Annotated in this window: 13 protein-coding genes; 8 read left to right on the forward strand and 5 right to left on the reverse strand. The window is 54.2% G+C overall.

Annotated features, from left to right (window positions below; translation table 11 throughout):
• Positions 1–46: 46 nt before the first annotated feature.
• The 3 genes from gltX to E0765_RS03690 are packed head-to-tail and all read left to right on the forward strand — an operon-like array spanning position 47 to position 3,263.
• On the forward strand, positions 47–1,345 hold the full coding sequence (gene gltX, locus E0765_RS03680; protein WP_132811872.1) for a glutamate--tRNA ligase: 1,299 nt from the start codon (positions 47–49) through the stop codon (positions 1,343–1,345).
• Positions 1,342–1,629, forward strand: coding sequence for a YggT family protein (locus E0765_RS03685; RefSeq protein WP_132811873.1), 288 nt, complete (start codon positions 1,342–1,344; stop codon positions 1,627–1,629). Before gltX ends, E0765_RS03685 begins: the two co-directional genes overlap by 4 nt.
• Positions 1,626–3,263: a transglycosylase SLT domain-containing protein gene (locus E0765_RS03690; RefSeq protein ID WP_132811874.1), complete on the forward strand. Its 1,638-nt coding sequence runs from the start codon at positions 1,626–1,628 to the stop codon at positions 3,261–3,263. The genes E0765_RS03685 and E0765_RS03690 overlap by 4 nt, the downstream gene beginning before the upstream one ends.
• On the opposite strand, the gene E0765_RS03695 is transcribed toward E0765_RS03690, so the two are convergent.
• A complete protein-coding gene (locus E0765_RS03695) occupies positions 3,184–3,717 on the reverse strand; it encodes a hypothetical protein (RefSeq protein WP_132811875.1) in 534 nt (177 codons plus the stop codon). The genes E0765_RS03690 and E0765_RS03695 overlap by 80 nt on opposite strands.
• Before the next feature lie 94 nt (positions 3,718–3,811).
• On the opposite strand from E0765_RS03695, the gene mobB reads away from it, so the two are divergent.
• From mobB to E0765_RS03720, 5 genes are read left to right on the forward strand one after another with little or no spacing between them, the layout of a single operon-like run.
• A complete protein-coding gene (mobB, locus tag E0765_RS03700; protein ID WP_132811876.1) occupies positions 3,812–4,318 on the forward strand; it encodes a molybdopterin-guanine dinucleotide biosynthesis protein B in 507 nt (168 codons plus the stop codon).
• Positions 4,315–5,160 (forward strand): class 1 fructose-bisphosphatase, encoded by an 846-nt coding sequence (locus E0765_RS03705; protein WP_132811877.1) that lies wholly within the window; start codon positions 4,315–4,317, stop codon positions 5,158–5,160. Before mobB ends, E0765_RS03705 begins: the two co-directional genes overlap by 4 nt.
• Positions 5,144–5,338: a hypothetical protein gene (locus E0765_RS03710; RefSeq protein WP_132811878.1), complete on the forward strand. Its 195-nt coding sequence runs from the start codon at positions 5,144–5,146 to the stop codon at positions 5,336–5,338. The genes E0765_RS03705 and E0765_RS03710 overlap by 17 nt, the downstream gene beginning before the upstream one ends.
• Before the next feature lie 12 nt (positions 5,339–5,350).
• On the forward strand, positions 5,351–7,300 hold the full coding sequence (gene metG / locus E0765_RS03715; RefSeq protein WP_132811879.1) for a methionine--tRNA ligase: 1,950 nt from the start codon (positions 5,351–5,353) through the stop codon (positions 7,298–7,300).
• Positions 7,297–8,304 (forward strand): hypothetical protein, encoded by a 1,008-nt coding sequence (locus E0765_RS03720; protein WP_132811880.1) that lies wholly within the window; start codon positions 7,297–7,299, stop codon positions 8,302–8,304. The genes metG and E0765_RS03720 overlap by 4 nt, the downstream gene beginning before the upstream one ends.
• Here the strand turns inward: E0765_RS03720 and E0765_RS03725 are convergent.
• The 4 genes from E0765_RS03725 to queC form a co-directional block, all read right to left on the reverse strand.
• Positions 8,301–9,230, reverse strand: coding sequence for a diguanylate cyclase (locus E0765_RS03725; protein WP_132811881.1), 930 nt, complete (start codon positions 9,228–9,230; stop codon positions 8,301–8,303). The two genes, E0765_RS03720 and E0765_RS03725, sit on opposite strands and share 4 nt — an antisense overlap.
• Entirely contained in the window at positions 9,227–13,591 is a 4,365-nt protein-coding gene (locus E0765_RS03730) for a CHASE domain-containing protein (RefSeq protein WP_132811882.1), read from the reverse strand. The genes E0765_RS03725 and E0765_RS03730 overlap by 4 nt, the downstream gene beginning before the upstream one ends.
• 93 nt (positions 13,592–13,684) lie before the next feature.
• The gene (locus E0765_RS03735; protein WP_165921652.1) at positions 13,685–14,326 is read right to left on the reverse strand and encodes a M48 family metallopeptidase; all 642 of its coding nucleotides are present in this window, start codon (positions 14,324–14,326) and stop codon (positions 13,685–13,687) included.
• A complete protein-coding gene (gene queC, locus E0765_RS03740) occupies positions 14,323–14,991 on the reverse strand; it encodes a 7-cyano-7-deazaguanine synthase QueC (RefSeq protein ID WP_132811884.1) in 669 nt (222 codons plus the stop codon). The genes E0765_RS03735 and queC overlap by 4 nt, the downstream gene beginning before the upstream one ends.
• Positions 14,992–15,056: the final 65 nt, after the last annotated feature.

Raw genomic sequence — 15,056 nt, forward strand, 5'->3', positions numbered from 1 at the left:
ACCGAGTTTCTGATAGAATATAAAGAAAAAAATCAGGAAAATATTTATGCTTCGTATTGCCCCAAGCCCGACCGGCGATATGCACATCGGCCATCTTCGTGTAGCCCTGTTCAACTACATATGCGCCGTACAGCGCGAAGAACCTCTTCTCATACGCATCGAAGACACCGATAAAGAACGCTTTATCCCCGGGAAAGAGAAAGAGATTTTCGACATCCTCGCCCTCTTTGGGATCGAGTACCAAGAGCAGCAGCTCCAGAGCAACAATCTGCGCTTCCACCGCGCCATGGCGCTACAGCTTCTCCAGGACAAAAAAGCGTTTAACTGCTTTTGTCCCCCCGAAACGCTTGAGGCCAAACGCGAAGCGGCAAAAGCGGCCCGCACCGCCTACCGTTACGACGGCGCGTGTGAGAACCTCCCCGCAGAAGCCGTCATCGATAACGAAAACCCCTTTACCATCCGCCTGAAAAAACCTTCCGAGCCGATCACCGTCAAAGACATCATCAAGGGGGAGTCCACATTCGAACCCGATGAAATCGACAGTTTCATCCTGATGCGCGCCGACAAGTATCCGACGTACAACTTCGCGTGTGCGGTCGACGACATGCTCGCCGACATCTCCCTCATCATCCGCGGCGAAGACCATCTCTCCGATACCCCCAAACAAATCGCCATCCACCGCGCCCTGGGGTATACCAAAACGATCGAATACGCCCATCTGCCCGTCATCCTCAACGACGAAGGGAAGGAAACGTCCGGGCACGACGAGGCTTCGAGCGTCAAATGGCTGCTGGAGGAAGGATACCTCCCCGAAGCGATCAGCAACTACCTGATCTTGATGGGGAACAAAACGCCGACGGAAATTTTCACCCTCAAAGAGGCGATCAAATGGTTCGACCTGCGCACCCTTTCCAAAGCGCCCGTCCGGTTCGACATGGACAAGCTCAAATTCATCAACCGCGAACACCTCAAAGGGCTTGACCCCAAAGAGCTTTCGCGTTACGTCGGCTTTGCCGACGAAGAGATCGGCAACCTCGCCAAAGTGTTCCTCGATGAAGCCGTAACCCTCAAAGAACTGCGGGGAAAAATCGGCGCGGTGTTCGCTCCGAAAATCGTCCCCGACGAATACAAAGAGGGGTTTGACGTGTTGCGGGACCTGACGCTCAAGGCGCCCCATTTCGACGATTTCGAAGCGTACAGTAACTATCTTGCCGAACACAGCGGTCTCCAGGGGGAAAACTTTTTCAAACCGCTGCGCATTCTTATCAGCGGTTCCGAAAACGGCCCCGAACTCGCCGATCTGTATCGGTATCTTAAAAACTACATCAAAGAGGTGGCCAAATGATGAGCGGCATTATCGCGGGACTGGGCGGCATCGTCCATTCCCTTCTCACCGTCTATATCTGGGTCGTCATCATCGGCGCCCTGCTCAGCTGGGTCCGTCCCGACCCCTACAACCCTATCGTGCAGATCATTTACCGATTGACCGAGCCGGCATACCGCGCTATCCGACGCATGATGCCGACCGTTTTCAACGGTATCGACCTCGCACCGATCATTTTGATCGTTCTGCTGAACGTGGCCGATGTGATATTGATTAATATCATAAACGGAATGGTGGTCGGATGATCGGCCGTTCACTGTTTCTGGGGGCGTTGCTGGTTTGTTCGGCATCCGCCGTCACCCTCGATGAGATCGCTTCCAAACCCCCTTCCCGGGAAAAGAACTTCCTCATCTGGCAATTTCTGAAACAAGACATCAACGCCTCCGCGGCAAGCGAAGCGTTTTACCAGATCGATACGGTCAACCCGCGTTTCTTGTTCGACTATGCTGCCAAAACCGACGAGAGCGAAATCCGCTACACCGCCGATTGCATGCAGAAAGTCTCCACCCAGCTCATGGCGATCGAGCAGGACGACTGCCTCTACCTCGCCCTCACCCCTCAAAAAGCGCAGATGCTCGAAAGCTACGAGCGTGAGCTGATCGCGACACGCCTGGGGGACCGTTTCGGCGACGTTCAATGGCTGCGTACGATGAACCATAACAATCACTTCGCCCCCTACAGCGACCTCGAAGCGTCGCTGAAGCTCTTCAACCTTTCCTCTCCTCAATACCGGCATGAGCATTTCAACCACCCCATCGATCTCGAAAGCCTTGCTTCCCTGACGTCGATGAACGGTTTTGCCCAGCTGGTGTACTGGAGCGTCACCGACCCGAAACTGGGCGAACTGCACGCTTCGCTGGCCAACGTCAGCGGCGGATCTTACGGATTCCAGACTCATTTTTATCTCGGGATCAACGCCCTTCGCTACGGGCGCGCCGACAATGCCCATTTCCACCTGCTCGAAGCCAAGCGCAAAGCCCCTTCCCCGATGGAACGGGACAAATGCACCTTCTGGATCTACCGTGTCACGTCGGATGACGCGATGCTTCGTGAGCTCTCCGAGAGCCTGGACATCAATATGTACGTCCTGTGGGCCAGGGAACGTCTGGGCGTCGAAACCGAAAACTATTTCACGACCCTTCCGACCAGCGGCCCCGGAGGATTCAAAGGGGACGATCCGTTCGAATGGAACCGTCTTCACCGCGAAATGGTCGCCACGCCGCCCGAAGAACTCTACCGCCTCGTCGAACGCTACGAAGGAGACGATTCGCTCGCCGTGCAGGCGTACATGATCGAACGGGTTTACCAGCCCTACGTTCATAATTTCACCATGCCCTACGAGCGCTATCTGCAAGGGATCGACAACGACCAAAAAGCGTTTCTCTATGCGCTCATGCGCCAGGAGACCCGGCTGATTCCGGGGTTGATCTCGCGTTCCTTCGCACTGGGCCTGATGCAGATCATGCCGTTCAATGTCGATTCGATCTCCAAAATCCACCCCCTCAAAGTCTCTTCGTATCAGGATATGTTCAACCCCCAGTTCAACATTCCCTATGCGATCGAGCATCTCAAACACATCGACAACACCCTTTACAACCCCGTGTTTAAAGCCTACGCCTACAACGGCGGCATCGGCTTTACGAAACGGCTGATTACGGCGGAGGGGGTTTTTCTAAACGGGGAGCACGAACCGTTTATGAGTATGGAACTCGTCTGGAATGCGGAAAGCAGGGAATACGGCAAGAAAGTTCTTGCCAATTACGTGATCTACAAGAAGATCCTGGGGGAGAGCGTTTCGATCACTCGGATTTTTGATAATTTAACACAGCCGACCCTGTCTGATTGTTTTCGAGCCGCAGCGCAAGCCCCGGCCCGGTGACCGGTTCGAAACGGATCAGGAAATAGCGGTTCCAGTTGTTCTGGATCGGAATAAGCGAACGGCGGGGATCGTTCTCCTTGATCTCTTCCATCGAAGCGGGTGCGATCGCCCGCGTAATGGGCTTTTTCGTTTTGGAATCGACGTCCGCGACGTTGAGCGTCAGTGTGTAACCGTGGTCTTCCAACGTCCATTTTTTAACGTCCTGGTTGCGCTTTTCAAAATAAAAAGCGGCCATGAAATACTCGCCGTCACGGTATTGTCCCGGATAGACGGGGTTGAGATACACGGCAGAGACAATCGCTTTGGTCTCCATCGATTTGACAATACTGGCGGTACGGAGCTGCTCGACCGAGCGCTCGTGGGCCTCGTCCATCGTGAACAGATCGAACGCCCCTTTCTGGGAACATCCGCCAAGTGCCAAAACGGCCGCCAGCGCTACAAGTGAAAATCGCATAATCGTCCTTAAAAGTGGTTCAGATACACTATCTTAACAAAATTTCAATGATAGTTGACTATAATATCCCCTATTTTTACTCGAGGTACGATTTTTGAAAAAACGACTAGCGGTTGCGTTTACCGGCCCCTCCAACAGCGGCAAAACGACCCTTATTCTCAAAGTGGCCCGAAAACTGATCCACGAGCACGGTCTGCAGGTCGCCATCGTCAAAAACGACCCCAAAGACAAGGCCCAGTTCGACGTTCCCGGAAAAGACAGCTACAAGTTCAGCGATACGGGGGCCGAAGTGATCGTCACTTCCCCGACGCGCACCACCTATTTTTCCAAACGGCACAAAGAACTCGACGAGCTGATCGCCCTGTTCGGCGAGTTCGACGTGCTGCTGGTCGAGGGGCTCAAAAACCTCCCCCTCCCGCGCATCAGCATTTTCCGGGGATCGATCGATACCGACTATTTTCCCTACATGAACGCCCTAGCGGTCGACGACACGATCGACACCGCCCGCTATACGGTCCCCGCGGGGATCGATCTGCTCGATCTCAACAACCCCGATCAGGTGATCGGATGGATTTTAGACAACGCAAAGGTACTTGAATGAACACGATTTTAGAAGCGATCCAGAAAAGCGCGATCCGCATCAAACACGCCATCGACGTCAAAGACATCGGTTATTCGCAAGAACAGAACAGCTCCGGGGAAACGCAGCTTCAGCTCGACATCCAAAGCGACCTCATTATCGAAGAGGAACTGAGCAAAATCGCATCGGTCCACACCATCGCCAGCGAAGAAAAAGAACATCCCATGACGCTCAATGAAGAGGGGCGCTATTTCATCGCGTTCGATCCGCTCGACGGTTCATCGCTCGTCGACGTCAATCTCAGCGTCGGATCGATTTTCGGCATTTACGACGGCGGGTTTTCGGGGAAACGGATGGTTGCGGCCTGCTACGTCGTTTACGGTCCGCGCGTCGAGCTCGTATTTGCCCAGGACGGCAAAGCATCTCTTTATCTGCTCCAAAACGGCGAATTCGAGTACGTCAAGGAGATCCGCTTGAACGCTAAGGGAAAAATCATGGCCCCCGGCGGTACGCAGCAACACTGGGCCCCCTACCACAAAGCGATGATCGATTCGTTCTTCGCGCGCGGCTATCGCCTGCGCTATTCGGGCGGTATGGTTCCCGATCTGCACCAGATTCTCCTCAAAGGCGGCGGTCTGTTCAGCTACCCCGGCGCAGCCGACAAACCGGAGGGGAAACTGCGGATGCTGTTCGAGGTTTTTCCTTTCGCCTTCGTCTTCGAAACGGCCGGCGGAAAAGCGGTCGACGGCAAAGGGCGGGTACTGGAGAAAATCCACGCGCACGTCCACGACACGAGTCCGTGTTTCTTCGGCTCGTCCGAGGAAGTCGAAGAGGTTATGAGTGTCTATGCACGGGAACAGTGACGTTTTCGAGCAGCGGCTCGAAGAGGCAACCCGCACCCTTCGGGCGTGCCAGGAGGAGAAAAAACTTGAAAGCTGCTACGACTGCCCCGAGTGCATCGGGTGCGAAACACGGGGAAAATACGTCCGGAGCGTGTACGAAAGCATGTCCAAGGGCGAAACCGGCGGATTTGATTTTTAGGAAGGAAATTTTATGAGCAAAAACTATATTACCACCCCCATCTACTATGTCAACGGCGAAGCCCACATCGGTCATGCCTACACCACGTTCATCGCCGATGCCCTCGCCCGCCACTCGCGCCTCGTCGGCAACGAAACCTATTTTCTCACCGGTACCGACGAACACGGCCAGAAAATCGAGGAATCGGCGAAAAAACAGAACAAGCCGACACAGCAGTTTGCCGACGAGATCAGCGCCACCTTCCGCAACCTCTGGGACGAGTTCGGCATCAGCTACGACCAGTTCATCCGGACCACCGATGCCGCGCACAAAAAAGGAGTCCAGGCCGCATTCGCGAAAATGGTCGAAAACGGCGACGTTTACAAAGACTTTTACGAGGGGAACTACTGCGTCAGCTGCGAAACGTTTTTCCCCGAGTCGCAGCTCATGGACGGCGGATGCTGCCCCGACTGCGGACGTCCTACCACCATCGTCAAGGAAGAGAGTTATTTCTTCCGTCTCAGCAAGTACGAAAAGCCGTTGCTCGACTATTACGAAGCACACCCCGAATTCATCCTTCCCAAATCGCGCCGTAACGAGGTAATGAGCTTCGTCAAAAGCGGTCTCAACGACCTCTCCGTCACCCGGACGAGCTTTAGCTGGGGGGTTCCGCTCCCCGAATCCCTCAACGAACCAAAACACGTCATGTACGTCTGGCTCGACGCCCTCATGAACTATGTAACGGCGCTGGGATACGGCACCGACGAAGCCAAAATGTCGTTCTGGCCCGCCAACGTTCAGCTCGTCGGCAAAGACATCCTCCGATTCCACGCGATCTACTGGCCGGCGTTTTTGATGAGTCTCGGGTTGCCGCTTCCCAAACACATCGGAGCGCACGGGTGGTGGACCCGCGACGGCGAAAAAATGTCCAAATCCAAAGGGAACGTCGTCGATCCGCGCGAAGTTTCCAAGCACTACGGCGCCGAAAATTTCCGCTATTTCATGATGCGCGAAGTGCCGTTCGGACAGGATGGGGACTTTTCGCAGCGTGCCCTCATCGACCGCCTCAACTCCGATCTCTCCAACGATCTTGGGAACCTGCTCAACCGCATCATCGGAATGAGTGAAAAATATTCCGACTTCCGCATCGACAGTGTTGACGTCGAAAAATACCACGCACGCGAACTGGGCGATGCGCACGCGCTCCTCGACGCGCTCCCTCCTTATCTTGAGGAGCTGCAGATTCACCGTTACCTCGAAGAACTCTGGAAAGTCTTCACGATCGGGAACAAGGCCATCGAAGAGCATGCGCCCTGGAGCAAAATCAAAGAGGGACGAACGGACGAAGCCCTCGCCACCGTCGCCCTCGTCGCCAATCTACTCGCCAAAGCCTCCGTCATGCTGCACGGCATCATGCCCAATACCACGGCCACCATCGCCGATGCGCTGGGATTCGCGATCAATACCCAAAGTTACAACGACCTGATCGTCAACAAAAAGCTTTTGGCCCCGTTCACGATCAAAAAAATCCCTCCCCTTTTCCCGCGCGTCGAAGAGCCTCTGATGAGCGAAGCCCCCAAAGCGATGATCGAGGAAGCCCCCAAAGCGGCCGAGCCGAAAAAAGAGGAGAAAAAAGAGAGTACGGTCCCCAGTGAAGGTCTTATCACGATCGATCAGTTTTTCCAGACCTCGCTTAAAGTCGGAACCGTCCTCGAAGCCGAGGAAGTGCCCAAAAGTTCGAAACTCCTGAAGCTTCAGGTCGATCTGGGCGAAGAGACGCCCCGCCAGATCATCGCGGGGATCCGCGAATACTACTCCGCCGAATCGCTGGTGGGAACACAGGTGTGCGTCGTTGCCAACCTCAAACCCGCGAAGCTTATGGGAATGCTCTCGGAGGGGATGATCCTCGCGGCCAAAGACACTGAGGGACTCTGCCTCGTACGTCCCGAAAAACCACGCACGAGCGGAAGTTCGATTGGATGAGGCTTGAAAATATCCTCGCACTGACGCAGGGAAACCTCCTGGGGGCACCGACCGTCAGCATCTTTGAGAATGTCGTCTTCGACCCTTCCAAAGTGAAGCGGGGATCATTGTTCGTCGCCTATTCGGCCGACGAAATTCCGGAAGCGCTCCTGCACGGCGCTTACGGCGTCCTGTTCGACCGCCCGACCCAGATCGCCGACAGTGAAGTTGCGTGGATCAAAGTCGAAAACATCGATGCGGCACTCAAAAAGCTGCTCCGTTTCTATCTGCTCGAAAAAGAGCTGCAAGTTTATGCCTGCGATCCCATTACACTGCACCTCTCCACGATGATCACTACCCCGCCCTCCTTTTGCAATGTGGAGGGGAGCATGCGCGAAGTGTGGGAAAAACTGTGGCCTCTGGAAAAAAAAGCGATCGTGCTATTCTCTCCGACGCTGACCGATCCCGATATCTTCATCGAGCATTCCCAGCTGATACGGGCGCAGGAAAATACGATCACCATCATCGAGCAGACCCTTTTCGAAACCTCTTTCATCCACAACGACACGTTTTACGAGCGACAGATGCTCTCGCCGTTTTTCATCCCCTATCTTGAGCACCTGCTGTTTTTTTACACGTTTCTGCGGATCCCGTTTCAGATTCGGGGGTTCAGCAAGATGGGCCACTTTATCCCCGTTTTTACCAACGCGCGGATGGAGATCAAAGAATTCGGAACGAGCGAGCGGGTCGTCATTTTCGAACCGTTACTCGAACTGATCGACGAACAGATCGATTTTCTCGACGCGCAGGCTTCCTGGGCAAAAATCATCTGTCTTCTTCCCGAAACGATGCGCTCGGCGCTCACCATCGGCGTCGACAACATCCTCTTTTACCGCTACCCCGAAGAGATCATTGCCCTCCTTCAAAGCAGGGATTTTCATTTTGCCCTGGTCGCCGGAGTGGATAAAAGTGTTCTTCGACCGTCGCGCTCGTCGATGAAGCAGCTCGAACTCGATTTTTTTTAGGAGAGGGGGGGAACGGACTCGGCATAATAAACGTACCGGTTTCTTCCCTCATTTTTTGCACGGTAGAGTGCTTCATCGGCATGTTTGAGAAGCGTTTCGGGGGTTGTTTTCCCCGTTTTCACAGCAATTCCTATACTGATCGTCACAAATTCCGCTGCACTGGAGTATTCATGGGGAATTTGCAATCTCCTCACCGCTTCGAGGAGATGGTGGGCAACCGTCTCGTTTCCCTCATAATCGATCGATTCGAGCAAAACGACGAACTCTTCCCCCCCATAACGGGCAACAATGTCGCCGGGGCGCTTTAACACGGCGTTGAGAGCGGCGGCGATCCGGATCAGACACTCATCCCCTTTGCCGTGGCCGTAGTGGTCGTTGTAGTTTTTGAAAAAATCGACGTCGATCATCATGACCGACAGAGCCCGATTTTCCCGCTCGCTGTCGCGAAATCTCTTGAGATACGTTTCATCAAACGCGCGGCGGTTGGCGATATGGGTGAGACCGTCCACCATCGAGAGCTCTTCGAGCAGATCGTTTTTGAGTTTCATGTCGACGATGGTTTTCACCCGTACCCTGACGATCGCGGGATAAAAAGGCTTCGAGATGTAATCGACCGCACCGAGATTGAATCCGTGTTCCTCATCTTCGGGAGAGTTTCGGGCGGTGACGAAGATAATCGGAATTTCTTTGGTCTGGGGTAGATTCTTAAGCGCTTTACACACCGCATACCCGTCCATCCCCGGCATTTCGATGTCGAGGAGGATCACGTCGGGACGTTCGGCACTTTGGGCGATTGCGAGGGCATCTTCCCCGTTTGTCGCCGCCTGGATTTCGTAGTCGTCGCAAAGCAAATCGTACAAAACCGAGATATTGGTGCTCATGTCATCAACGATCAGGATCGTCGCTTTTTTATTAATCATACTCATATTTTCCACTCTTTCATCTGTTTTAACGCCTGAGGATAGGCGAATCGGTCCATCTCCCTGTGCCATTGCTCAAGGCGTTCCTCTTCAACTCTCCCCGACAACCATTGCCGCAGTTGCTTTGTTTTCCGAGCGTCGGTGATTTTAAAGTTTTCGCAGTTACGGAGGGTCTCTTCGAACAGCGCCTTCCCCTCGGACTCACCCAAAAACGCCCCTTCCTCTTCCTCCCGGATCAGTGGGATGAGGGTGAGGGTAAGCTCCTCCATCGACCGCTCAAGCACCTCGATCTCCTCTACAGGGACCGGTTCCATCTCTTTATACCGCTGATCGATACGGCGGCACACCTCAAAAAGGGCTCCGGCTCCGACATTTCCGCTCACCCCTTTGAGGGCATGGATCAGCGATTTCGCCTCGGGATCGTCCGATCTGATTTTTTCGACAAGGGGGGAAAATTCCCCCTCCAGCTGTCTATGGAGGGTACGCAGCAGCATCCGCACTTTAGACTCGTCTTGGTCGGCGATGGTGCGCAGATACTCCACATCGAGGATGACGGTCGCGGTTTTTTCCCCTTTGTTCTCGCTTTCGGAGGATTCTAACGTCCGGCCGCACCATCGCGCGATCATTTCGTAGAGTTTGGACATTTCGACCGGTTTGCCCAGATGATCGCTCATCCCGGCACTCAGCGCCCTCTCTTTGTCTTCGACCGTCACGGCGGCGGTGAGGGCAATGATCGGTATCCGGTATCCCCCCTCTTGGGAACGGATCTGCTGCGTCGCTTCATATCCCCCCATCACCGGCATCTGTACGTCCATCAAAATCAGATCGAATCCCTCACGATCGGATCGGAACCGTTCTATGGCTTCTTCGCCGTTGTTCGCCACCTCTACCTCGATGCCGAACCGATGAAGCATCGTGCTCACCACCTCCTGATTGAGTTCATTGTCCTCGGCCAGAAGGATTCGGATCCCTTTGAGCCTCTCGTCGGTTTTCCACGCCGATACATCGTCTCCGTTTGTAACAAAGGTGCCGTTTCTGGCCCGATTGATGGCATTGAACAGCGCCGATTCGGTCACCGGTTTGGAGAGAAACGCCTCCATCTCGATCTCATCCGTACCGATCTGCTCAGGGGCATAGCCGCTTTGCATCACCACAAACGGATGGGTATGTTTGAGAATCCCCTCCCGCTCCAACCGGCGGATCTCTCTGATCGCCTCTTTGCCGTCCATCCCCGGCATCTCCCAATCCATCAGAATGATGTCGAATCCGCGGTTTTCGTGGTCGGCGGTGAGGATCATCCCCAGCGCTTCGTTGCCGTTCGTTGCCGTTACACACTCACACCCGAAATGCCCCAGCATCATTATGAGAATGTTTCGGGAGATCTCATGATCGTCCACTACCAGCGCCCGGCACGGGGATGGCATGTGCGGATGTTCCTGCTCCCACCGTTGAACCCCAACCTCCACCGTAAACCAGAACGTCGTACCGCGCCCCTCCTCGCTCTCAACACCGATCTCTCCCCCCATCGCTTCGACGAGCCGTTTGGAGATCGAGAGCCCCAGCCCACTCCCCCCATAGCGTCGCGTCGTCGAACTGTCCGCCTGAGAAAATGGATTAAAGAGGCGCCCGAGCTGATCCTTACTCATCCCGATCCCCGTATCCTCGACGCTCAATCGAAGCCGTGCCCTCTGCGGATGCACTCGATCAACCATCTCGATCCCTGCCGTGATCGCCCCTTTCTCGGTAAATTTGAGAGCGTTTCCGATCAGGTTGATGAGGATCTGGGAGAGGCGCAGTTCATCCCCCACAACGATCCCGGGAACGTCATCGCTTTGGTGAAAATAGAGCTGAATCCCTTTTTCTACCCCCTTCTGGCTAAACAGAACCCGCAACTGGGAGAAAATGGAACTGAGGGAAAAGGGGCGGTTTTCGAGCTGCAGTTTCCCCGCCTCGATTTTGGAATAATCGAGGATGTCGTTGATGATCCCCAACAGCAGTTTCGAAGAGGTGTGAATTTTATGGATATAATCGTGCTGCTGCGGAGGAAGATCGATTTGGAGCATCAACTCGCTCAACCCCAGAATCGCGTTCATCGGGGTACGGATCTCGTGCGACATATTGGCCAGAAACTGGCTTTTGGCGGCATTCGCGGCCGTCGCTTCCTCTTTGGCTTCCCGGATCGACGCTTCGGCTTGTTTGCGCTCCGTCACGTCATCGTAGACCACCACCAGCTCTCCCGTCGGGAGGCGATAGACGTAGTTCTCTCTCCATCCCGAAATCTTCCCATCATCATACCAGCTCATGGGGAAAAACTCCCCCTCTCCGCTTCGATAGACTCTGCGCATCACCGCAAGAAGCCCCATCAGCTCGACCGATGGAAAGCATTCGGTCACCTTCTTCCCAATGAGATCGTCTCCTCTGATCTTTTCAATCCTCTCGACAGCTCTGTTGACTTCTCTGAAGATGAAATCTTTGCCATCCTCAACACTCTCGTAGATGACGACCCCGCTGTTCATGTTTTCGAAGAGTTTGCGAAAGAGCGTCTCATTTTTTTCGAGCTGTTCGCTGATTTCTTTCTCGGCGGTGATGTCAAGCATCGTCCAGATGATCCCCCGCTCGATCTCGTCAGTATCGATCATCACCCCCGAAATCTGACACCAGATGGGTGTTCCGTCTTTTTTACGGAACGGATAAACGAGATTGGCTTTTCCGCTTTTGCGCAACGCTTCGTAGGATTCCGCAAAGCGGGTAAAATGCTCATCCGAGAGGTGAAAAATCCGAAGGCTTTCTCCAATCAGCTCCTCGGGGAGGTATCCGAACATTTCGGCGAGTTTGCGGTTTGTCTCGATGATTTTACGCTCCACCGATCCCAGAAAAATCCCCACCGCACTGTTGTCCAGCAGCGCCCGGTTAAAATTGGACGCCTGAAGCAGCGCCTCTTGATAGAGTTTGTTTTCGGTGATCTCCTGATGGGTCCCCGACATGATCAGCGGCTGCCCGTCCTCACTCCATGTCGTCACCTTACCGCGATCGAGAACCCATCGCCAGCTTCCGTCTTTGTGGCGCATCCGGGCTTCGCATTCGTAATAGTCCAGCTCCCCGGCCAGATGCCTTTGGATCATCTGGTCGCTCCGGACGAGATCATCGGGGTGGGTGTAGTCGATCCAGGTCTGAATCGATGTCGGAGCGATCTCCTCGAGAGTGTAGCCGATGATTTGGGCCCATCGCTCATTAAAGATGGTCTCGCCGCTCTGGACGTTCCACTCCCACGTTCCGACATTGGTCCCTTCGATAATCCCATCCAGCCGTTTTTTCTGCTGCGAGAGGATTTCGGTCATCTCATCGGCCAGCTTCTGCGCTTTGTCCGAGAGGCGATACGCTGAACGCATAATCCAGAAAAGCGCGAACGACAACACTATCCCAAACCCCAGAATCCACCACGGGGTGTTGTCCTTTGCCTCGTCGTAAAACCCTTGCAAAGGGTGGAAATAGAGGCTCCACACTTTTCCATCGATAGTGATTTTTTTCTCGATTTCGAGCCGATCGGAGAGCGATTTACCAGGATGGGTAGCCAGCAGAAGATTTTCGGGACGTTTTGCTCCGTCGTAAATCTCGAATGCAACGTCTTCATAGCGGCTTCCCAATACTCCGTTCATCAGGTTTTTGATCCGGAACGGAGCGTATACGAACCCATGCAGAGCCTGAAGCCGCTGCGCCGTCGTCTCCAACGGCGCCCCACGGCGGAACACCGGCAGATACATCAGAAAACCCACCTGCTCATCCACACTGTTTTCCTGCACCAGCCGCACTTTTCCGCTCAGCGCCGTTTTTCCTGTTTCGATCGCCCGCATCATCGCTTCGTGACGAACCGGTTCGGAAAACATGTCGTATCCGAATGCCCGCTGATTGCGCATATCGAACGGTTCGAGATAGATGATTGCGGTGTAGTAGTCGCGCTTGCCGTGGGGGCGGACCGTGTAGTCCGGGTACCCCTCGGCACGGATCCGCCGTATGTGTTCATCCAGCTTTGCCGCAGGGATCATTTCGGTGAACCCGATCCCCTGAACTCCGGGAAATTTTTCAGCAATCTGAAGATCCGATACAAAAAGACGCCATTCGTTCCGGTTCAGCTGCTCTGAGGCATCAAACATCCCCACCCCGGCACGGAGCATAGCGCGGTAGGTATCCATTCGTGTCTGAATCAGCAGTGTAGCATGTTCGCTCAGCGTCTCGAAACGGAGCTGTTCTTTCTCCCGAATAGTAGACTGCGCGTACCCATATCCCCATACGCTCAGCACCAACCCAAGAACAAAAACCCCATACGCGGCTTTTCTGGTTTTGAAAAGATCTCTGAAGCTCTGGATCATGGTGTGACTCGCTTGTTGGTGTAAGTTTTTTCATTTTAGCCGTTCCATGCTACAGCTTCACTTAAAATCGATGGGGTTCTATGAAAGTCTGCTTCAGTAGGGATGTATTTCCCGAAGTTCCCGCCTCAGCCGCTTTTCCTCGGGCAAAAAACAGGCGACGAGAGCGTGGAATTCCCCCGAATGGTTCATGTGACGCAGATGGGCCAGTTCGTGGACGATGATGTAGTCGATGTGTTCGTAGGAAAGCTGCATCATCAGGGTATTGAACGTCACGATTCCCCGTGCATCACAGCTCCCCCACCGGCGGCGCATTTTTTTAAAACGGACGCTGCTCGGGCGCAGCCCCATTTTCCGCGCATAGTGTTCGATGCGCGAAGGTAAGGTCAAAAGAGCTTCATCGCGGTAAAAACGGTGGTAATATTTTTCAATATCAATCAAGCTTTGGCATTTTTTGAGCTTTTTTTCCAATGCCGGGAAATGCCCAAGCGGCACGTTTTCTCCCCGGAAACGGATCGTCTCGCCCGGACGGTGAACGTCACGGGTCCGCTCATGTATGCGCGCAAGGTGTTCTCGTATCCACTCTTCTTTTCGGCACAACAGCTCACGGATCCGTTGCTCGTCGCGTATCGGAGAGCGGACGCACACTTCCCCCTCTTTCGTTACCGTGATGTACGTATTGCGGTTACGGGGACGGTACTCGTAGAGGATTGCGGAGGTGCGGGCGCAAAAGGTCATTGGCAATATGGAATCGGGTCTCTCATGCCGGCCGCCTCGAATCCGCGCAACCGCAAACGGCAGCTGTCGCAGACACCGCATGCCGCGTCTTCGTCCTTGTAACAGCTCCACGTCAGATGCAGCGGAACGTTGAGGGCCGCCGCTTCGACGACGATTTGCGATTTTTTCAGGCGTACAAGCGGCATTTTGATGGAAATTCGGGTCGATTCTTTTGTTCCCAGGTTGGCCGCTTTTTCAAACGCGTCGATAAAATTGCCGGTACAGTCGGGATAGCCGCTGCTGTCCTCTTCGACAACGCCGATGGCGATCGCTTCGCACCCCTCTTTTTCGGCAATTGCCGTAGCAATCGAGAGGAAAATCCCGTTCCGAAACGGTACGTAGGTCACCGGAACTCCCGCTTCAAGCCCCCCGGTAGGGACCTCTATGGTGTGATCCGTCAGTGCCGAAGCCCCGATTGCGGTAAAAAAATCGAGATCGATTTCGTACGTGTGTTCGACGCCCAGATCGGCGCAGATGGAACGAAACGCTTCAAGTTCCTTACGGACGGTACGCTGCCCGTAGTTGAAATGCAGCGCCACGATTCCGTATCCCTCATCTCTCATCATATACGCCGCGAGGGTTGAATCCATGCCCCCGCTCATAATGCACAACGCTTTTTTTCTCATAAGAAGATTGTAGCAGGGGTATCCTTAGGGAGCAATGCAAAGGGGAAAAAGGAGGAAAAGCGGAG

The organism is Sulfuricurvum sp. IAE1, from assembly GCF_004347735.1.
Lineage (GTDB): Bacteria > Campylobacterota > Campylobacteria > Campylobacterales > Sulfurimonadaceae > Sulfuricurvum.